The 20,113-nt window shown below is 47.4% G+C and carries 21 protein-coding genes; 8 read left to right on the top strand and 13 right to left on the bottom strand.

What is annotated here, in order from left to right; all coding sequences use genetic code 11:
• Positions 1-60: 60 nt before the first annotated feature.
• Entirely contained in the window at positions 61-660 is a 600-nt protein-coding gene (locus A7981_RS04200) for a nitroreductase family protein (RefSeq protein WP_067264412.1), read from the bottom strand.
• Positions 661-721: 61 nt separating this feature from the next.
• Positions 722-1,792 carry an alkene reductase gene (locus tag A7981_RS04195; RefSeq protein ID WP_067264409.1) on the bottom strand — a complete coding sequence of 357 codons (1,071 nt, stop codon included), beginning with the start codon at positions 1,790-1,792 and terminating at the stop codon, positions 722-724.
• Positions 1,793-2,021: 229 nt separating this feature from the next.
• Here A7981_RS04195 and A7981_RS04190 point away from each other — a divergent pair, with 229 nt between their 5' ends.
• Genes A7981_RS04190 through A7981_RS04165 form a run of 6 tightly spaced genes read left to right on the top strand, consistent with a single transcriptional unit; the run spans position 2,022 to position 7,178 of the window.
• Positions 2,022-2,525, top strand: coding sequence for a phosphate-starvation-inducible PsiE family protein (locus A7981_RS04190; RefSeq protein WP_067264407.1), 504 nt, complete (start codon positions 2,022-2,024; stop codon positions 2,523-2,525).
• Between the two features lie 36 nt (positions 2,526-2,561).
• The gene (locus A7981_RS04185) at positions 2,562-3,473 is read left to right on the top strand and encodes a MoxR family ATPase (protein WP_067264405.1); all 912 of its coding nucleotides are present in this window, start codon (positions 2,562-2,564) and stop codon (positions 3,471-3,473) included.
• On the top strand, positions 3,454-4,443 hold the full coding sequence (locus A7981_RS04180; protein WP_254258497.1) for a DUF58 domain-containing protein: 990 nt from the start codon (positions 3,454-3,456) through the stop codon (positions 4,441-4,443). The genes A7981_RS04185 and A7981_RS04180 overlap by 20 nt, the downstream gene beginning before the upstream one ends.
• A complete protein-coding gene (locus A7981_RS04175; protein ID WP_067264401.1) occupies positions 4,444-6,399 on the top strand; it encodes a DUF3488 and transglutaminase-like domain-containing protein in 1,956 nt (651 codons plus the stop codon).
• A gap of 15 nt (positions 6,400-6,414) precedes the next feature.
• A complete protein-coding gene (tadA, locus tag A7981_RS04170; protein ID WP_067264399.1) occupies positions 6,415-6,918 on the top strand; it encodes a tRNA adenosine(34) deaminase TadA in 504 nt (167 codons plus the stop codon).
• Between the two features lie 35 nt (positions 6,919-6,953).
• Entirely contained in the window at positions 6,954-7,178 is a 225-nt protein-coding gene (locus A7981_RS04165; protein WP_254258496.1) for a hypothetical protein, read from the top strand.
• 20 nt (positions 7,179-7,198) lie between these two features.
• Here A7981_RS04165 and A7981_RS04160 read toward each other — a convergent pair whose 3' ends face one another.
• The 10 genes from A7981_RS04160 to rlmD all read right to left on the bottom strand — a co-directional run bounded on the left by A7981_RS04160 (position 7,199) and on the right by rlmD (position 17,007).
• On the bottom strand, positions 7,199-8,248 hold the full coding sequence (locus A7981_RS04160) for a rhomboid family intramembrane serine protease (protein WP_067264397.1): 1,050 nt from the start codon (positions 8,246-8,248) through the stop codon (positions 7,199-7,201).
• Positions 8,249-8,336: 88 nt separating this feature from the next.
• Positions 8,337-9,026: a Bax inhibitor-1/YccA family protein gene (locus tag A7981_RS04155; RefSeq protein ID WP_067264394.1), complete on the bottom strand. Its 690-nt coding sequence runs from the start codon at positions 9,024-9,026 to the stop codon at positions 8,337-8,339.
• Between the two features lie 104 nt (positions 9,027-9,130).
• On the bottom strand, positions 9,131-10,180 hold the full coding sequence (gene nagZ / locus A7981_RS04150) for a beta-N-acetylhexosaminidase (protein WP_067264392.1): 1,050 nt from the start codon (positions 10,178-10,180) through the stop codon (positions 9,131-9,133).
• A 10-nt stretch (positions 10,181-10,190) separates the two neighbouring features.
• Positions 10,191-10,907: a queuosine precursor transporter gene (locus tag A7981_RS04145; protein WP_067264390.1), complete on the bottom strand. Its 717-nt coding sequence runs from the start codon at positions 10,905-10,907 to the stop codon at positions 10,191-10,193.
• A 1-nt stretch (position 10,908) separates the two neighbouring features.
• Positions 10,909-11,733 carry an ABC transporter permease gene (locus A7981_RS04140; RefSeq protein ID WP_371440339.1) on the bottom strand — a complete coding sequence of 275 codons (825 nt, stop codon included), beginning with the start codon at positions 11,731-11,733 and terminating at the stop codon, positions 10,909-10,911.
• Complete coding sequence (nikB, locus tag A7981_RS04135) at positions 11,730-12,638, bottom strand: nickel ABC transporter permease (RefSeq protein WP_067266518.1); 909 nt, start codon at positions 12,636-12,638, stop codon at positions 11,730-11,732. Before nikB ends, A7981_RS04140 begins: the two co-directional genes overlap by 4 nt.
• Positions 12,631-13,113: a L,D-transpeptidase gene (locus A7981_RS04130; RefSeq protein ID WP_067264387.1), complete on the bottom strand. Its 483-nt coding sequence runs from the start codon at positions 13,111-13,113 to the stop codon at positions 12,631-12,633. The genes nikB and A7981_RS04130 overlap by 8 nt, the downstream gene beginning before the upstream one ends.
• Positions 13,110-13,973 (bottom strand): hypothetical protein, encoded by an 864-nt coding sequence (locus A7981_RS04125; RefSeq protein ID WP_131800928.1) that lies wholly within the window; start codon positions 13,971-13,973, stop codon positions 13,110-13,112. The genes A7981_RS04130 and A7981_RS04125 overlap by 4 nt, the downstream gene beginning before the upstream one ends.
• Before the next feature lie 24 nt (positions 13,974-13,997).
• Entirely contained in the window at positions 13,998-15,458 is a 1,461-nt protein-coding gene (locus A7981_RS04120) for an ABC transporter substrate-binding protein (RefSeq protein WP_067264381.1), read from the bottom strand.
• 223 nt (positions 15,459-15,681) lie between these two features.
• Positions 15,682-17,007, bottom strand: coding sequence for a 23S rRNA (uracil(1939)-C(5))-methyltransferase RlmD (gene rlmD, locus A7981_RS04115; protein WP_067264378.1), 1,326 nt, complete (start codon positions 17,005-17,007; stop codon positions 15,682-15,684).
• 236 nt (positions 17,008-17,243) lie between these two features.
• Here rlmD and A7981_RS04110 point away from each other — a divergent pair, with 236 nt between their 5' ends.
• Both A7981_RS04110 and A7981_RS04105 read left to right on the top strand, forming a co-directional pair.
• Positions 17,244-17,738 (top strand): hypothetical protein, encoded by a 495-nt coding sequence (locus A7981_RS04110; protein WP_067264376.1) that lies wholly within the window; start codon positions 17,244-17,246, stop codon positions 17,736-17,738.
• Between the two features lie 395 nt (positions 17,739-18,133).
• Positions 18,134-19,144: a helix-turn-helix domain-containing protein gene (locus tag A7981_RS04105; RefSeq protein WP_067264373.1), complete on the top strand. Its 1,011-nt coding sequence runs from the start codon at positions 18,134-18,136 to the stop codon at positions 19,142-19,144.
• A gap of 50 nt (positions 19,145-19,194) precedes the next feature.
• On the opposite strand, the gene eutC is transcribed toward A7981_RS04105, so the two are convergent.
• A complete protein-coding gene (eutC, locus tag A7981_RS04100; RefSeq protein WP_082889205.1) occupies positions 19,195-20,049 on the bottom strand; it encodes an ethanolamine ammonia-lyase subunit EutC in 855 nt (284 codons plus the stop codon).
• Positions 20,050-20,113: the final 64 nt, after the last annotated feature.

Here is a 20,113-nt window from a genome sequence, read left to right as displayed (position 1 = left end):
AGCTATTCTATCAGAAGCCTAAATACAGGGGCAGAGGTTAGATATAGCTGCTGCGTTACTTTAAGCGATTGGTTTTTCCCATTCAGACTTGTAAAACACCTCTCCAAGCGCTTTGCGTTTACGCGGAGCTGTTTCACGCTCAAGTGCTTCACCAGTGACAGTGGATATATCGGCCTGATAGCCGACTGAGATCATGGACAGAATCTCAAACTGTTCAGGAATGCCAAATACCTTACGCGCCTTATCTGCATCGAATCCACCCATCTGGTGCGCCATTATCCCCAGTGCTGCGGCTTGTAAACATAAGTTTTCAGCAGCCGCACCCGCATCATAGCTGGCGAAACGGTTAGGTTTATTGTTATGGCCGAACAAGGTATTTGTCGTAATCAAAAGCAATACCGGAGAGTCTTTTACCCATGTTTGATTGAATTCGACTAGACAATCAAAACCTTTTTGCCAACCCGCTACATCCGTCGTTTTATCCATCACGATAAAACGCCAAGGCTCGTCACCAAAACATGAGGGCGCCCAGCGCGCTGCTTCCAGCAGTGCAATGACCTGGTCATGGCTCACTGGCTTACTTGCATCATACGCACGTCCGCTCCAGCGATTAGCGATGGTTTCGTCAATTGCGACTTGGGTGGTAGCTGGTTTTTTCATTGTTTTCCTTAAGATAATTATTTGAAAGCTTATTCCACAGTACGAAAATTAAAGTACAAATTTAAAGTGCAGGATAATCAATATATCCCTTTTCACCACCGCCGTAGAAGGTGGATTGATCGGCGGCATTCAGCGGCGCATTCTGCGCAAAGCGCTCGACCAAGTCAGGATTAGCGATGTAGGCTTTACCATAAGCGATTACATCAGCACGACCCTCAGCAATCGCTGCGTTGCCAGTCGCTTTATCGTAATTAAGGTTAGCAATATACGCGCCTTTGAATTGCTTGCGAAGCGCCAAAAAATCAAAATCGATGGCAGCACCCTCGACCATACTGCCTTCAACTACATGAAGGTAAGCAATATCCAAATGGCTTAATTCTTTTGCAACATAGTTGAAAAGCACCTGAGGGGCAGAATCCGAAATGTCATTGAACTGATTCAATGGGGAGATACGCACACCAACACGGTCAGCGCTTGCTACGTCGGCGACCGCTTTCACGACTTCCAGTAACAAGCGGGCACGGTTCTCGATGCTTCCCCCATAGTTGTCCGTACGCTTATTGGTACTATCACGCAAGAATTGGTCAAGCAGATAACCATTAGCACCATGTACCTCAACGCCATCAAAACCTGCTGCTAATGCATTCTTTGTAGCCTGCACATAGTCAGCCACGATGGCTGGGAGTTCATCTAGGGCCAGCGCTCGTGGCTGAACGAAATCTGTCAAACCTTGATAAGTAAATGCCTGCCCTGCTGGCTTGATGGCAGAAGGTGCAACCGGCAAAGCATTTTCAGGCAATAACGAAGGATGTGAGATGCGCCCGACATGCCATAACTGTAAGATGATCTTGCCGCCTTTGGCATGGACTGCGTCAGTAACTTTTTTCCAACCAGCAATCTGCGCACCAGAGTGAATACCCGGAGTTGCCGGATAGCCGTGCCCCATATCAGAAATAGGCGTCGCTTCGGTAATAATGACACCAGCAGAGGCGCGTTGCGCATAATAAGTAACATTGATATCTTGAGGCACATTTCCTTCACCAGCGCGGTTACGGGTTAGTGGTGCCATGGCAATTCTGTTTTTTAGTGAAATACTACCAAGATGAATCGGGGAAAATAGATCAACAGCCATAAAATCTCCTTAGGGTTTGAATATCATTCAAAGATGATGTTTTTATATTTTCAGTGAGTATATAGATATTAATATGTTTGGTAGGTTCAGGCATCGAAACAGATTTAAATTCCACATATGCATGCTAAAAATAAAACTAAAGCTGGAACAACTGGCCGTGTAATGCCAAAATCCCAATGACTGTCCCAGAAAACGCTATTTAAATAAAAACAGGTTGAGCGCGTCACATATGAATACAGAACATACCCCGAGAAGAGTTCACCGCTCCACTCAAAAAGAAAAAGTCTTGATCCCGCGTGAGCTATATGCCGTCAACCGCTACGCGGTACGTGCGATGGTTTGGCTCAATGGATTTGCCCACATCATAATCGGCTTGGCATTAGCTGTTGCGGTATTGATGTTCACCTGGCTTTTCTTTGTGGATGTGCGGCAAGCCATCAGTGCCCATAATCTGGTCCATGGCTTTCTGAATGCACTGGGTACACTGATGTTGTTATGGTCGATATCCGCATTGATCACTGCCGAGATTCGTTACCTTCGCGGTAGCAAACTGGAAGTCGATGCATTTATAGAGGTCGCGATCATCGTGGTATTGCGCAAACTGGTGATGGTACCGATGGAAGAAGGCGAGCTTCTCCCCATAGATCTTGCCATGTGGGTGGGTGCTGGCTTGATGCTGGGCATCATGTACGTACTGGTTCGCTGGTCATCGAAGTTCGTCGATCACGATTAACACTAAAGCACTCACTTTTAAAAAGCTTCAACTTCTATGCGTAATGTAACCGATACAATCATTGCTGAGACCAGCCGCATCATCCTGGGCAAAGAGCAGCAGATCAAGCTCGCCTTGGCCTGCATATTAGCGCGCGGTCATCTATTGATCGAAGATCTGCCAGGGATGGGCAAGACCACGCTTTCGCATACCTTGGCACAGGTGCTGGGGCTGAAATTCAGCCGCGTGCAATTCACCAGTGATTTGCTACCAGCGGATATCTTGGGCATATCAGTTTATGACCGTAATACAGCATCATTCAAGTTTCATCCGGGGCCAGTGTTTACCAATGTGCTGCTTGCGGACGAGATCAACCGCGCGACGCCAAAGACACAAAGCTCATTGCTTGAGGTGATGGAGGAAGGCCAAGTGACGTTGGAAGGTGAAACGCGCAAGTTACCACAGCCCTTCTTCGTGATCGCAACGCAGAACCCCACCTATCATATCGGTACATTCCCGCTACCTGAATCACAGCTTGACCGCTTCCTGATGCGCATACAGCTGGGTTATCCAGATGCAAAATCAGAGCGCGCACTGCTACAAGATAATGGTGGACGCAATAACGTCAGCAAGATCAATCCTTGTATAGATGCTAATGGCTTATCCGGTCTACAACAAGCCGTACGGGATATTCATATCTCCGATGCCCTGCTGGATTATCTGCAAGCGCTGCTGGATTACACACGCACTTCAGGTAAGTTCTCTGCTGGCCTTTCACCTCGCGCTGGGTTGGGGCTGAAACAATGCGCACAAGCATGGGCGCTAATGCATGGACGGGATTTTGCGTTACCTGAAGATGTGCAAGCGATCTTGCCTGGCATCGCCGAGCACCGTTTACACCCCGCGAACAGGGCAGATGCTGTAGCCGATATCGGCACGCATTTGCTCAATGCCGTGGCTATCCCATAGCCACTTACGCTATCGCCATATGGCAATCAAGTTGATCGATTGGAAGAAATGGCTACGGGTGGCACGACCCTCTAAATCTCCTGCGGTTTTAACTGCCAGACACATCTATATCATCCCCACACGTTATGGGCTTTTCTTTGCCGTCATTCTCATCGCGATGCTCACGGGTTCGATTAACTATAGTCTTAGCTTGGGCTTCGTACTCACCTTTCTATTAGCTGGCATGGGTGTTGTCGCCATGCTGCATACTTGGCGCAATCTAGCGCATTTAGTCATTACTAGCAGAAGAATAGACCCTGTATTCGCAGGTGAAGACGCTATCTTTGAGATCATGGTTAAAGAAGATAAACAGCGTCCACGCTACAGTATAGGGGCGCACTTTAACGAGATAATCCCAACGTATGCAGATATTGGCGCAAGCAGTGAGACCTCGCTGAAACTGGCGCTACCTGCAAAAAAACGGGGTTGGCTGAACCCGGGAAGGATCACTTTCTTTACTGAGTTTCCGCTTGGATTATTTCACGCATGGTCGTATGTAGAACTTGATTGCCGCTGCCTTGTATATCCGCATCCGGCATCACAAAGTGTGCCTATCCCCAGCACACCAGATCAAGGCGCGGCGGGCTCACTTGATGCGCGCACGGGCGATGATGATTTTGCAGGGCACCGCCAGTACCAATTAGGGGATTCACCTAAACGCGTCGATTGGAAGGCATCCTCCCGCGAGCAAGGTATCCTGACCAAACTGTTTCAGGGAGAAGCACAATCTATCTTATGGCTCGATTGGGAATCTCTCCCCGGCATAGATAGCGAGCAACGAATCCAGCAATTGACGCGCTGGATCATCGATGCGCATGCCGACAGGCAACCCTATGGTTTGCGTATACCGAAGCATGAGTTTCCGCCGAATACAGGCGAAGATCATTACGCCGCCTGCCTGCAAGCACTCGCATTACTGGAGATTGTCTAAGTGGCGAAAGTAGATATCGACACAACGGCGCCCAAACCTTCAAGCAATGACCTGCATTGGCTATTGGGGTCACTGACATTAGTCATGGCGATGCATGTTTCGCATCTTGCACTATGGGTATCGCTGCTAATCGCAGGGTTTGGCGGTTGGCGTTATCTGGTAGACAAAAAGGCTTGGGGATTACCCAAGCTGGTCATTCTCATCCCGATCACCATTGCAGCCACGATCGGCATCGCAGTGACTTATCACGGGCTTTTCGGGCGAGATGCCAGCGTAGCCCTACTTGCATTGATGCTTGCGCTTAAACTGATGGAGACCTACACGCGCAGAGATTACATCGTTGTCATCTTCATCGCATATTTTCTGACCATCAATACATTCCTATTCAGCCAAACGCTGCCCGTCGGCGCATTCATGCTATTACCGATATTAGCGCTCACTAGCACATTGATTGGTGTTCATCATTACAGCCATGCCTATGGTTGGCGATTTAAAACAAAACTGGCGGGTAGCATCATCGCGCAGGCATTGCCTATCATGATTGTATTCTTCATCTTGTTTCCCCGCATGCCGGGGCCATTATGGAGTGTTCCCAGAGATGCAAATAGCGGGATGTCTGGTCTTTCTGATTCGATGGAGCCAGGCAGCATCAACAAGCTCAGCCTATCAGGTGCTACTGCATTTCGGGTGGAGTTCCAGGAAAATCCGCCAGCACAGAAGCAGCTCTATTGGCGCGGACCTGTTCTCTCTTATTACGATGGACGCACATGGCGTATCAATCGACAAACTTATATACCAGAGACATTAGAAACTACAGGCAACCCGACCAACTACACTGTTACCTTAGAACCCCATAACCGTAACTGGATATTGATGCTGGATCTTCCTTCATCCACACCACCAGATACGCAGTTGAGCAGTGACAGACAAGTGCTGTCGAAAGACCCTATACGCACGCGTATTCGCTATTCAGGTAGCTCATACACCAGCTACAAACTCGCAGACCAGCTAGAAGATAGACAACGTAAGCTGTTGTTACAATTACCGCCAAAACAAAACCCAAAAAGCCGAGAATTAGCTGCATCGTGGTTGGAAAGTCAAGATAGCCCAGAGAAGATCGTTCAGAACGCGCTATCGATGTTTCGCAACCAGCCATTCATCTACACATTATCTCCACCGATACTTGGCGATAATCCAGTAGATGACTTCATTTTCAATACAAAACGCGGATTTTGTGAGCATTATGCCAGCAGCTTTGTTTTTCTCATGCGTGCAGCAGGCGTACCAGCGCGTGTAGTGACTGGCTACCAAGGTGGTGAACTTAATCCAGTGAATAATTACCTCATCGTTCGCCAATCAGATGCCCACGCATGGGCCGAGGTATGGCTAAAAGATCGTGGATGGGTACGTGTTGACCCAACAGCCGCTGTGGCTCCTGAACGCATTGAAAGGAACATCGCTGAATCAGTCGATGATAGCGAAGCGTTATCGTTAATGTCACGCAGAGATTATCCTTTGTTACGCAAACTTTACCTCAACTGGGATGCTGCAAATAACGGCTGGAACCAATGGGTACTTGGCTATAACCAGGAACGCCAGATGCAGTTGCTGCGTTACCTCACTGGTGACAAACTCTCATGGGATGATCTAGTCATTGCATTACTGGTCATGGCTGGCATCGTATTATCAGTCCTGTGTTATTTTCTATTGCGCGGAAAAAGACTGAAGCGCGACCCTATCCAGAATATATATAATGACTTCTTACGCAAACTGGCTAAGTCCGGTTTGCAGCGATACGATCATGAAGGGCCCGTAGATTTCAGCATTCGTGCGTGCAGACGTCTACCGCAGAAATCTGTACAGATAGAGGAAATCACGCAGGCTTATACCAATCTGCGATACGCAAAAAACTTTGCCTCGATTGCGGCCTTTAAACAATTAGTTAATGCCTTCTAGACCATTTCTTCACTTATGACAGATAACGAATACATGCAGATAGCGTTACAACTTGCCCAGCAGGCTGCCGACTCCGGCGAAGTGCCTGTGGGCGCTATTATCGTCAAAGATGGTGAGATCATCGGTCGCGGTAGCAACTCGCCGATTGGTTTGCATGACCCAACTGCACATGCTGAGATCGCTGCTTTACGCGATGCCGCACAAAAGCTCGGTAATTACCGTTTACCGGACTGCACACTTTATGTGACGCTCGAACCCTGTGCCATGTGCAGCGGTGCCATCCAACACGCACGCATCTCACGATTAGTCTATGGCGCGAATGACCCTAAAACGGGTGCGTGTGGCAGCGTGGTGGATTTGATGGCAGAAGACAGACTTAACCATCACACTGAAGTGGTAAGCGGTATATTGGCGGAAGAATGTGGCGCCATGCTTACGCGCTTCTTTGCTCAGCGGCGCGCTCAATCAAAACAGCAGAACCTGAACGCTCCAGTAAAAGATGGTAAGGTAATCACATAATTAAAAAGATGATATTGATATGAGGAGAATAGAGATTGATCCCACTTGAGTACATCGTGATCTATTTTGTTTCACTTGGCCTTTGCCTGCTTTCGACCATATACAAGACAGCCTGCTTTAAATCCATGCTATGCAGGCAGATATTGGGCAATATGTTCTGGAGCCTGATCCCTGTGCTGAACACTTTTAAAGCGATTCTATGGATCACATCCCTCGTGGTCATAGGGATAGATAAACTGAAAGCGAACGCATCTAAATAGAAGCGCAGCAACCTCTTGAATCAAGGATGACGGTCTCTTAATTTATCTGCCAATGCACGGGATGCATCGCGTTTCTGTTGGGTATATTGCAGCACACTTTCAAGCTTATTGGCCGATGGCATAGAAGGATCATAAGGCAATTGTGAAAGCTGCTCGAAATGCTCTTCATAGCGATCTGTAATGGCGTTGTCGATCTTTACGGCTAGGTCATAGTAAGTCACATTACCCTGCTTACTTTCATGGATGATCTTTAGCCACTCACGATTGAGTGCCTGATCATCTTTCACAAAATCATTGATCTCTTGCTGTATCAATAACTCATCACTCCACTTGTAACTTGGCTGAGGAATTCGGTAGATCAAAATGCCGATAGCAAGCAGAAATATCACCGTCGCAGCAATACGTGATGCCGTGAATACCCTTACTGACACCAAAGGTCGGGCAAAGATAAAACCCGCAGCCACACCTGCAAAAAAACCTCCGATATGCGCGGCATTATCAATCGCTGGAACAATAAAACCCAGAATGATAGTCGCAACAGAAAAACCTACGGCGCCCCAGAATAACCAGCGAAACTCATCCGCGTCAAGATGCTGGCGTTCTGTCCAAAGGAATACCAACAATGCGCCATACACACCAAAAATCGCGCTGGAAGCCCCACCGGAGACCGCCAGATTTCCTTGCACGACCAAAGAGAGCAAGTTACCGCTTAGGCCGCTGATAAAATAGATGGCAACGAATCTTACGTGGCCATACATGCGCTCAACGAGCTGGCCACCATCCCACAAAGCCCAAAGATTTAAGGTTAGATGGATAATACCAAAATGCAGGAACAAGGCACTAGCTAAACGCCACCATTCCCCATCTTGCGTTGCCGGGCCAAAATTCGCACCCCATGCAAGTTGTACAGCATTGGGAGAATGCCAAAAACCTGCGCCATTGAACAACATGGCAACAAAGACCATGAGGTTTGCCAACACCAGTACTTTAGTCACTGGCGCCGTGGCAGTACGCGCAGCAAGCACTTTACTCAGCGCAGGCCAATTGGCAGAGGTATCAAACAGAGCCATAGTCAGGAATTAGGAATAATCGAAATTGAAATAAAAAACCCGCCACAAGGACGGGTTCTTGATTGCGGTACTAGATGCAGTACAAAACTTAATCGCGATCGCCAAGAACCGCCATCAGGATTTGCAACAAGTTAACGAACAAGTTGTATACATCCAGATAAATAGACAATGTCGCCATCACATAGTTAGTCTCGCCACCATTCACAATACGGCTTACGTCGTAAAGAATGAAGCCAGAGAACAGCAACACAGCCACACCAGATAAAGCCAGTGAGAATGCAGGAATCTGGAAGAACAGGTTAGCAATTGAAGCAATAATCAGCATAACAATGCCGACCATCAAGAATTTGCCCATGAAGCTAAAATCTTTTTTGGTCGTAGTTGCGATACCAGCCAGCGTCAAAAAGATAATGCCTGTACCACCCGCAGCCAAACCGATCAGCTGTGCGCCATTACGCAGATTCAATGCAACCTGCAATATAGGACCCAGCATCACGCCCATGAACAATGTTAAAGCCAGCAACAGAACAACACCCAGACCACTATTACGATTAGCCTGAATACCGTAGAACAAGCCAAACATGACGGCCAATGTACCGATGACATACATGATCGGATGCTGTGCGACAAATGTTAGATCGAGGCTTAAACCAATGAATGCACCGATAACGGTAGGTATCATGCTTAAACCGAGAAGTGCATACGTATTGCGTAGTACCTTGTTGCTATCCGCTACAAGCACTTCAGAATTACGTGCGACTTGATAATTCGTTTGCATTGTGTGTTTCCCTTAAAAATAGATAAATGCCTATGTTAAGACTAACGGATGATGCAAAAAGTTTCAACCGATAATCATGACAGTTTAGAGAAGTTCTAGATTAGCTACGCTGTGAAGAAATCTCCTTCAGCAATGCCTACCTGTCCTATTTGATGCACCGCATGGGTGAAGTCAGCATTTTCACGCAAAGCTACCATATCCAATGGATGATGTTTACCATGCATGCGCGCAAGCCTTGCAATACTTGTACCTGAGATATCCCATTTAAGGCTCTCAAGCAGCTCATCCGCCAGATCAGGACGATTACATAGCAATACCATATCGCAGCCTGCGTTAAGTGCAGCCAAAGCGCGTTGCGTCACGTTGCCAGCAACTACGGCACCTTCCATCGATAGATCGTCGCTAAAGATCACGCCATTGAACTCTAGACGTTGCCGCAGTACTTTTTGTAGCCAACGCTCTGAAAAGCCCGCAGGCTTATCATCTACTTTAGGGTAGATCACATGCGCTGGCATGATGGCGGGCAAACCATCATCAATCAGCTGGCGAAATGGCTGCATGTCGGCTTGTGCAATTTCATCAAAGCTACGCTCATCGATGGGGATAGCCACATGGGAGTCTGCGACCACGAAACCATGTCCAGGGAAATGCTTGCCGACAGCTGCCATGCCGCCTTTTTTAAGGCCTTGCATCAATGAGAAGGATAACTCGCTAATGGCTTGAATGTTGCCATGAAAGGCGCGGTTGCCAATCACCTGACTCTCGCCGTAATCCATATCCAAGACTGGTGTAAAACTAAAATCCACGCCATGCGCCCGTAACTCTGCGGCGAGTATCCAGCCAGCCTCTTCTGCTAGTTGCCTAGCGCGTTTTGGGTTTTTATCCCATATCTTGCCAAACTCGCGCATGGGTGGAATACGCGTAAAACCTTCTTTAAAACGCTGTACGCGGCCACCTTCATGATCGACGGCGATCAACAGTGGTGGCTGACGTACCTGATGGATGCTGGCAGTGAGTGCTTTGAGCTGTGCTGGCGACTCATAATTACGGGCAAACAAGATGACGCCACCAACCAAAGGATGTTGCAACCGACGAATGTCATCTGCATCAAGCTCGGTTCCAACGACATCGAGCATTACTGGGCCTAAAGACATAAATGGTCTTTCATTTAGCTTCTAGTGAAAATGGGTTGAAATTCGTATTTGTATCGTAAAAATCCTCATTTTCCGCTTTCTTGAGGAAATTCACGATCTTGTAAGTCAGTGGTGTAAGCAGCACTTCAACACCGACTTTAGCGATAAATTGCGCCAGAACAACCAGCGGCAATTTGTCATCCGGGATAATACCAGTGCCATAGAAAGCCAGTGGATAAAATATGATGGAATCCACGCCCTCACCAAAAATGGTCGAACCGATAGTGCGTGTCCATAGCCAACGTCCCTGTGTCCACACCTTCATCTTTGCCAGCACCACCGAATTGACAAACTCCCCTGCCGCAAAAGCTACCAGGCCGGCTAAGGATACCCGCCATGCTGAACCAAACGCGACCTCATAAGCTTGCTGGTTGTGCCAGAAAGGGGCTGGCGGCAAAGCGACGATCATCCACGCCATAAACGATGCAAATGCTAAGGCAGCAAAACCTGTCCAAATTACGCGACGCGACCGTGCATAGCCATAGACCTCTGTGAGGATATCGCCGAATACAAAAGAGATAGGGAAAAACAGCACCCCTGCGCCAAAAGTCAGCGTACCGAAAAAAGGGGCGTTAATCTGCGATATTTTGGCCGGGCCGATTAGGTTGGAACACACCAGCACCGTGACGAATGCGACCATGACAAAATCGTAATACTTGTAAGTCCGGGTTTTATTGGTCGCACTCATATCAAATCTCTCGCCTGATATCCCAGTGGTCGCGCAATCTGTCACCAAGCACATTAATAGCAAGTACAAGTGACATGAGGCTGATGCCAACAGCCAACACATAATGTGGCGCGATCAACATATAACGAACGCCATCTCGCAGCATTGAACCCCAAGAGGCATTAGGTGCTTGTATCCCCAAACCGAGAAATGAAAGACTGGCCTCAGCGATGACCAATCCGGCAATACTGTATGTCGCCTCGACAACCAGAGGCGCTGCCAACAAAGGCAGCATATGCGTCACCATGATGCGCGGCGTGGACGCGCCAAGCGATATTGCTGCTTGTACATGCTGACGCTCCCTTAATGCCAATGCCTGCGCACGGGTCAGCCTCGCATAACCGACCCATCCGGTAATACTTAACGCAAGGACGAGGTTATTCAGTCCGGGGCCAAGCACAGCCGCAAAAGCGATGGCGAGCAATATGCCGGGGAACGCCAGAAACACATTCGTCACTTGCATGAGTAGATGATCCACCCATCCGCCGTAGTAGCCAGAAAGCAGCCCGAGTGCTGTGCCTGAGACCAACGTGACCCCAGTGACAACAAATGCAACTATCAATGAAACCTGTGCACCGGCAAGCACGCGGGAAAAGATATTACGGCCGAGATCATCGTAACCGAGCAATCCGCTGAGGTCTGGGGCATGCAATATGTTCGCAAGTGCTATCTGGTTTGGGGTCAAATCAACCAGCTTGGCGGTCATCACGACCAATAACCAGAAAAGTATGGTCAAGAACGGCCAGTTTCTCAAGAACCTCCCGATTTTCAAGTTAAATTGCATCATGCGTATTTAACCCGCGGATCAAGCTGGGTATAGATTATATCTGTCAGCAGATTGATCACCACATAGCTTAAAGCAATGACCAATACGCACGCTTGCGTGACGGGATAATCCCGTTTTTCTATGGATTCAACCAGCAACCGTCCTACACCATCCCAGCTAAAAACGGTCTCGGTGATGACAGCTCCAGCGAGCAGTCCACCAAGTTGTAAGCCCAGCACCGTGATGATCGGCAATAAAGCTGCCCGCAAGGCATGACGTACGATCACATTCTTTTCATTGAGGCCTTTGGCACGTGCGGTGCGGACGAAATCTTCATTTAATACTTCTAATAAGCTTGCACGGGTCATACGCGTCAGAATCGCCGCGAGACCAAACCCTAGTGTCAGCGCTGGCAATATAATCGAAGCATTACTCTCCATACCACTCACAGGTAACCAGCCCAGCCATAATGCAAAAACCAGCATAAGTAATGGCCCCAGCCAGAAATGCGGCATGGCAGACAAAGTCAGGCTACTGAGTGTAGCGAGATGATCTTGCCATTGATTGGATTTAAGCGCTGCTAGAATACCAAGCGGCAAAGCCACAGCAATAGCAATCGCCAATGAAAGCAGCGCCAGTTTTGCCGTTTGTGGAATCCGATCAGCCAGCATGGCGGATATGTCACTTTGGGTATGGATAGAACGCCCCATATCACCATGCGCTATATGCTTAAGATAGGTCAAAAATTGGATAGTTAAAGGCTGATCCAGCCCAAGATCGCTACGTAACTGCGCTCTATCGGCAGTGGTAGCAGATTCGCCAAGCATCACTTCGACAGGATCGCCCGGCACAAGATGTACAAGTAAAAAAGTCAGCAATAGCACCCCAAACACTACGGGGATAATGCCTAACAAACGCTTAATCATCATTAATCAGTACAGACGTGCCGACAGGCACCATATCAAACAACTCAACCACATCGGCATTACGCATGCGGATGCATCCATGTGAATAAGGAATACCCATAGGCTCAGTATCAGGTGTGCCGTGAATATAGATATAACGCTGCATAGTATCTACATTGCCAAGGCGATTCACACCGACCTCACAACCCGAAAGCCAGAGAATGCGCGTCAGTATCCAATCACGTGCAGGATGTTGCGCCGCAAGCTCAGGTGTAAGCAACTCCCCCGTTGGTCGACGTGCGATAAACACGGTGTTTATCTCTCGGCCCTCACCAATCTTGGCGCGAATGATATGTGCGCCGCTAGGAGTACGATAACTGTTCTTTTCTTCGCCTACACCGATAATTGCAGTGGAGATAGGATATTCAGCCAGCAAGCTGCCGCTATCACCAAAGAGCTTCAGTTGCTGCTTACCGATTGAGATTTCGATCTTCAAAATAAATGATAAATGCTAAAAGAGTATGTACGATTATCTGAACTATTATCACTGTAACGTACGATTACATCATTATAATTACTATAGCGGTCAACGCCCACATAAGGTACAAGATAGGTAGTCGGCAAAACTTGAATATGTGCAGCAATGCCGAGCGACTGCCCATTCCTTGATGGAGTCAGCGTTACATCACCGACATGAGCTGCATCATAATATGTATATCGATATTGCGGAATGAGAGTAAATATAGACGATATCTTTTTATGCAACCCTAGAGATAACGTCTGCCTGTCACTTAACGTATCCTGATCCGATAGAAAAACTGAATAACCGGCATACCCTTTCAAATCATCGTTAAACCTCCAGCCAGCCATTGCGCCAATATTGAATCCCGTATAATCATTAGCTGCTGTATCCGCATCCAAACCTGCATTTACTACAACTGACAGTCGTGAATCTATTGGTAAATCAAGGCGGTGACGGACGAATAAGTCCAGATTATCAGCCCCATCATTTTTATAAGGCTGATTAGATACCAATATGGCACTGTCTGGCTTAGTTTTATAAACTAACTCATCTTTTCTTCTGTAACTTGTTTCCACTCCAAATTGCCAGTTAGGAGCAAAGCCATAACGTAGGCTAAGCCTTTCTGCGAGCACATCACGATCTTGTTTTAAATGGATGATGGCTCCACCAAGATTCCCCTCCATATCCCGAGAAATAGTTGTCTTTTGGATACCCAAAACAATATCAAATTTCCCTTTAGGAAGAATATCGGTTGGAAACAAATAACTCTCAGCTAATGCTGTTTCAATATTCAGCATACCCATCAAAAAAACGCCAATTAATATTTTGTTCAATCATTTCCCCTTGATTCATAATTATCAAAAATTGACATTGTTTTTCTTAATAGTTTTTAGCCCATCCCAATTCCCATCCGGCTTTAACGCATAATCTACCAAGTTTTTACGCATAGCGACAAACTGGCCTTCATACCAAAGCGGCACATACGGCAATTGCTCATGTACGTATTGTGTCACAGCAGACCAATGCTCAGCCTCAAGCAGTTGATCCAACTTAGTATCTTTTAATTGCCCACGGTTGGCGCCTTTAGGTGGCACAGATTGACTATGAAAAGCCATGCGGTATATATCTGGCGTTTTAATGCCGACCCACGTCAAACCGAAAAGTTGGAACTGCCCATGCTTGATATCATCGAAAAACGTACCCCAATCTAGGCTACGTATCTCAAGCGCTATTCCTGCTGCTTGCATCTGTGCTTGCATAATCGTAGCCAAGCGCACACGCTGTGCATCTGTCGAGGTTTTATAGACTAATCGCAACGGTAATGTGACGCCTGCTTTTTGCAATAACTCGCGCGCTAGCTGGGGGTTATATTCGTAAGTAGGCAAGTTAGGATTACCGGCCCAATGTTCAGGTGGCAACACGGCACCTGCTGGGCGACTTTCATCCACCATGGCTTCACGAATAATCGTTGGACGGTCAATGGCATGCGCAATCGCTTGTCGAACCTCTAATTTACCTAATACAGGATCTTGCAGGTTAAAACCTAGGTAGGAGAAGTTACTGCCTATACTCGCCTGGACTTTGATATCAGATTGTTTTGCTAGATATTTCACTAATTCTGGCGGCAGATCACCCTGCAATAAATCGACCTCGCCGCGCAATAACTTCAACACCCTGACTGTGGGATCTTTCACCTCTTGCAGGTTAAAGGCCTGCCCGTCAGATATACGCGACAACTTAAGCGTGCCGCGCCATGACGCAAATTTCAATGGCCCGTTACCAACAGGATCATGGGCAAAATCGTGCGCTTGCTGAATAAGCTCTGCAGGCAAGATACCAATGATCAATCTGGCGGGAAAATCCGTATCCGGCACAGTGAGATAAAAATCCACGGTATTTTCATCGACAACGCGAATATCACTGATATTGGCAAACTCAGCGGTATGGGGGGAATTTTTTAACGATAACAGGGATTGATACGTCGCGGCGACATCCTTCGCAGTAAGAGCAACCCCATTATGAAAAGTTGCCCTAGGGCTAACTAATGTAAAACGATAATGACGGTCATCTAATACCTGCCATGCAGCAAGATCAGGACACGGCTTTGTCTGTGCATCAAAATCGATCAGGCTTTTGTATATCAGACGATTGATACGTGCAGAAGCGGCATCACTAGCGTAGCGGGGATCAAGATTAAGTGGCCCTTGCGAAAGCGCCATACGGATTTCGGAAGAAGGAGATGTTTTGCTACAGGCGGACAACCATGTGCAGAGAAGCAAGCCGCCAATCAATATAAAACCCAGCGGCCATAATTTCATAGATCAAATCGTCAAAATCCTAGAGCCTTGATTATAAACACTGTGACGCCAACGACAACAAGGTATTTAATCAATGTAACGATTTTATCGGATTTTCTGCGTCCAGATTTTCTTCTATCTTCTGAACGCCTATTGCTGCCATCAAAAATCTGTCTTTCATTTCGGCCTGACATTGCATCCTCCTGACTTTACAAATCAGCAGGATGGATTTGTAAGTTTTAAATTAACGTTCGAATAAGGCGATCGACTCCACATGTGCAGTATGCGGAAACATATTGATGACACCTGCAGCCAGCAATCGATATCCTTTGCTATTCACTAGAAGACCAGCATCACGCGCAAGAGTTGCAGGATTACATGAAACATAGACGATGCGCTGCGGACTATTTGCACCATCATCAGCCAATGCCTTGATCAGTTCCATTGCTCCATCACGCGGCGGGTCAATGAGCCATTTATCGAAATAGCCAAGACTTGCCAGCGCTTCTGGCGTCATTTTAAAAAGATCCGCCTCTTGGAATTCCACGCTATTCTGCAAAGCATTCAATGTTGCACTTTCAACCGCGCGACTCACTAAAGCCGCAGACCCTTCCATGCCAAATACACGGGCACCGCTACGCGCGATAGGTAAGGTAAAGTTGCCAAGACCACAAAAAAAGTCGGCAATACGCTCAGTAGATTGCGGATTCAGCAACTGCATCGCACGGCGGATCATCACTTGATTGATATGCGGATTCACTTGCGTGAACTCAGTCGGCTTGAATGGATATGTCAGTCCGAATTCCGGTAATGAATAGCTCAAGCCAGCGCCTATAGTTTCAGGATCAGGTGGGTAAAATGGCTTCACGGTATCCGGGCCTTTGCTTTGCGTCCAAATCTGCACAGCGTGGGTATCGGCAAAAGCTTTCAACAGCGGTGCATCCTGTGTTTGCAATGGCTCGAGGATACGCAATACCAACACAGTCGCATACTCACCAACGGCCACTTCGATCTGTGGCAAACGGTCGCGCACCGTCAATTGGGCGATCAGGTCTTGTAATGGAACAATCAACGCAGAAAGATGCGGCGGAAGCACCTCACAGCTATCCATATCGGCTACGAAGCTACTGCCCTTTTCATTGAAGCCGACTAGTACACCACCTTTTTTCGCGACATACCGGACGCGTAATCTAGCTTTATGACGATAACCCCAGGCAGGCCCATAGATAGGCGGCAAGATGGATTCCGCTTTTACTTTACCGATATGCCAAAGATCGCCTTCCAGCATGCGTTGCTTGGCTGCCACCTGTGCCGAGAAATCGAGGTGTTGCAGTGCACACCCGCCACACTTACCAAAATAAGTACACTTTGGGACAGTACGCAGATTGGACGATTTCAGGATATCAACGACATCAGCGATCTCATAGCTTGGCTTCTTACGGTGCGATTTGTAGGTGACTTGCTCACCCGGTAAAGCGCCATCAATAAAGATGACTTTGCCATCGACATGGGCGACGCCGCGCCCTTCTTGGTCTAAAGATTCAATCAGTGCAATAGATACATTTTCCATAACCGACTATTTTACCGCAGAGATAAAAGTCTTATAAATTAAATCTTGATTAGGATATTTATCATGCAATCCCTAGAAAATTGATAGACTTTCAACCGTAGGCTAAAAACCGTAGACTGAAAAACTTGCACAGAAGCAATGTCATGATAAAAAATTGCCTGTGCTGGCATTGATTACAGCCATTTCAATCAAACAATCCATCTTGATTTCTCTATATCCATAAAGGGGCGAACCACATGCTAAAAAGAATAATGATCGTACTTGCGATAATGATTGGATTTTTCGCGCACGCGAAATATACATTCTCTGAATCCCACATGGAAAAATGGTTAGTCAATTTAGACAGTAGAATCTACTCCGGTGACCCGAATGTATGTGATGCATTTACCAATGATATTGAGATCGAAGTGTATGGAAAGACCAATACTGAAGAGTCACTGCAAATATCAGGCAAGGATAAATGGTGTCCATACCTTAGACTGATTGGTTCAGGGTTTTCGTTGGCACAGATACAGATTACAACGTCTTATGACAACCTTCACGTGAAGCCATCGAAATTTCCATGGCGCGAAGCGACTGTGACCTACACAGAAACCGATAAGACCTCCATGCAAGGTGCCCCTACAGTAGAAGAGGTCAAGGAGGACACCCTAGTAGTGGTAAGGACGCTCAAGGGTTTAAAAATAAAATCTATGGAATCTGACATTAAAAGCCGCCGAATAATAAACTAAGCCATACGCAGGCCGCATCGATCCTGCAACAATCGATGCGAGCCTAAAGATGCAGGCAAAAGTGAACTCAGCAAGGGGCATAGTAAAAGAGTATTTGCATGTTTACCCTTGCTGCGTTCATTTGTATTACTAAACATTAGCGGTGCTACGCTTATGGCCTGCAAGTGTTCACAACGTTTAAAACCCAAGCATCAATCATCCTTTTCCAGATCATCCTGATTTAATGAGCCACATCTTGGCGCACTAGAGACCATCGTGCACGCTTAAAGAGCGAAAACAAGTCTTTAATAGCAACATCACCCCTAGTTTGACCATATTTTCAGGTATGTTTTTTGCTCTATTCAGTATTACTAATTTTAATTTTATTCATATTATTTTTAATTGAATTCATATAAATGATCGCTGCCCCCCTTCTGAAACCTGAGATGCGATATCTGCCCGGCTCACTGCGGCATGAGCAGACGCATGATTTTGAACAGCAAGCGGCATTATTAAGTGGATGGAACCAGGATTACCTGCAAATATCAGCAGGTAACTTCAAGGGATATATCTCGCAGATACATTTGCAGGATGTGCATATCTTTCTGGAATACACCGGGCAATCACTCTACCAGCGTGGAGAGACCTCAGAAAACGTAGTAGCGATAGGCCTTCCTCTCACCCATCAGCAGGGAATGTTCTGCGGCAGCCATTGCCAGCGTAATGGCCTGCACCTCTACTCAGGCAGCAACGGGTTTGAGTTCATTTCAGCACAGAAAATGCTGGTGGGCGTGATCTCGGTACAACTGGATAGCCTGCTGGCACGCCTTTCACCAGAGCATGCACGGCTAGTGAGGGAAAGAACAGAAAAAGCACAGATTCTGAATGTCTCGTCACAAACGTGGGATATGCTTTGCCACTTTTTATTTGCGGTATTCGACTTATTGAAACACAAGCCAGAGTTATTACAACGGGATGAATTCGCGCGCGTACTGAGGGAGGCTGCGCTGGCCGTGGTCGCCGACAGCCTCACAGATGAAATGGGTATGGAAAGCCTACCCTTACGCAGCAAAACATGGGGCACAATCGCCGATGTGCGAGACCTTGTGATGCACCCAAGTGATGCTCCACTCTCTGTAGCCGAGCTATGCAAGCAGTTGGGAATGAGCAGGCGCAACCTGCAATATCATTTTGAGCAGGCGATGGATATCAGCCCCATCGCTTTTCTACGTGCTGAACGCCTAAACGGTGTGAGACGTATGTTGAAAACAGCTAACTCTGTCACTGAGGCAGCGACTTACTGGGGATTCTGGCATTTTGGTCATTTCTCGCAGGAGTACAAAAAGATGTTTGGCGAATTGCCTTCGTGTACGTTCCGGCGCATGCATGGCGAATCTGATCATCTGGATTTACTTACACATAGCTAACAACTGGCTACTTAACCTTAAGTAATTAACCCTCAACATTTAATCCTGATCTACTCCAACAGGTTTAAGGGCTGCACTTCTACTTCAGTTGAATCGCTTTCATCTTTCAATGCCACGCCAGAAACCTTAAGTCGCATAGCCTCTCGCGCCAGCCACAGCAGCTTTTTGGCAGCAGGGGCGTAATTCAGGCCTTCCGGGCGCACATTGGAAATACAGTTACGATCGGCATCACTCATGCCTGCACGCGGCCCGTAAGTCAGGTAGATACCCAGACTATCTGGGGAGCTGAGGCCAGGTCGCTCACCAATCAACATTGCAACCATCTTCGCTTTCATCAGCTCACCGATCTCATCGGCAATTGCCACACGGGCTTGACTAGCGACGACGATGGGGCCGAGTTGCCATTCAGGTGGCATGGCACTTTTGATCTCAGCAACTAACAACTGCACATGACGTTCAACCGCCAGTGAAGAGAGGCCATCGCCCACGACGAGCAGAAAATCTATTGGCTTAGTAGGACATGCTGCCTGCAAGCGGCTAATTGCGGCATCATCCAGTTTGCGGCCAAAATCTGGCCGAAGCAGGTAACTTGCTCTATCTAGCGCGCGACTGTGTACCTGTAGCGTCTCATGACCATCATTTTCAAGGCCTTGGCATAGTGCATCGACATCTAGCGCCAAATGCACTGCATCACGCGCCATGGCATGTGACATGCCAAAATCGAGTATCTCACGCGTAGGCAGACTGCTGCCGACCCGACCGAGTGCGATGCGCGCACGGGTGAAGCTTTTAAGTTGTTGCCACGGATCAACTGAAAACGCGCTACTTGCTGAAAGTGAATTGTCCGGTGGCAACGGACTATCGGCAAGCGGATTGTTTGACAACGGATTTACATCTTTTTTCATGGCAGTTGCGATGATATCTCTACGGGCGGCGTCATATCTGGATGGCTTCTATGCGCTGCGATGA

The sequence above is a fragment of the Methylovorus sp. MM2 genome (genome assembly GCF_001648895.1).
Lineage (GTDB): Bacteria > Pseudomonadota > Gammaproteobacteria > Burkholderiales > Methylophilaceae > MM1.
This window is presented reverse-complemented; position numbering and strand designations above follow the sequence as displayed.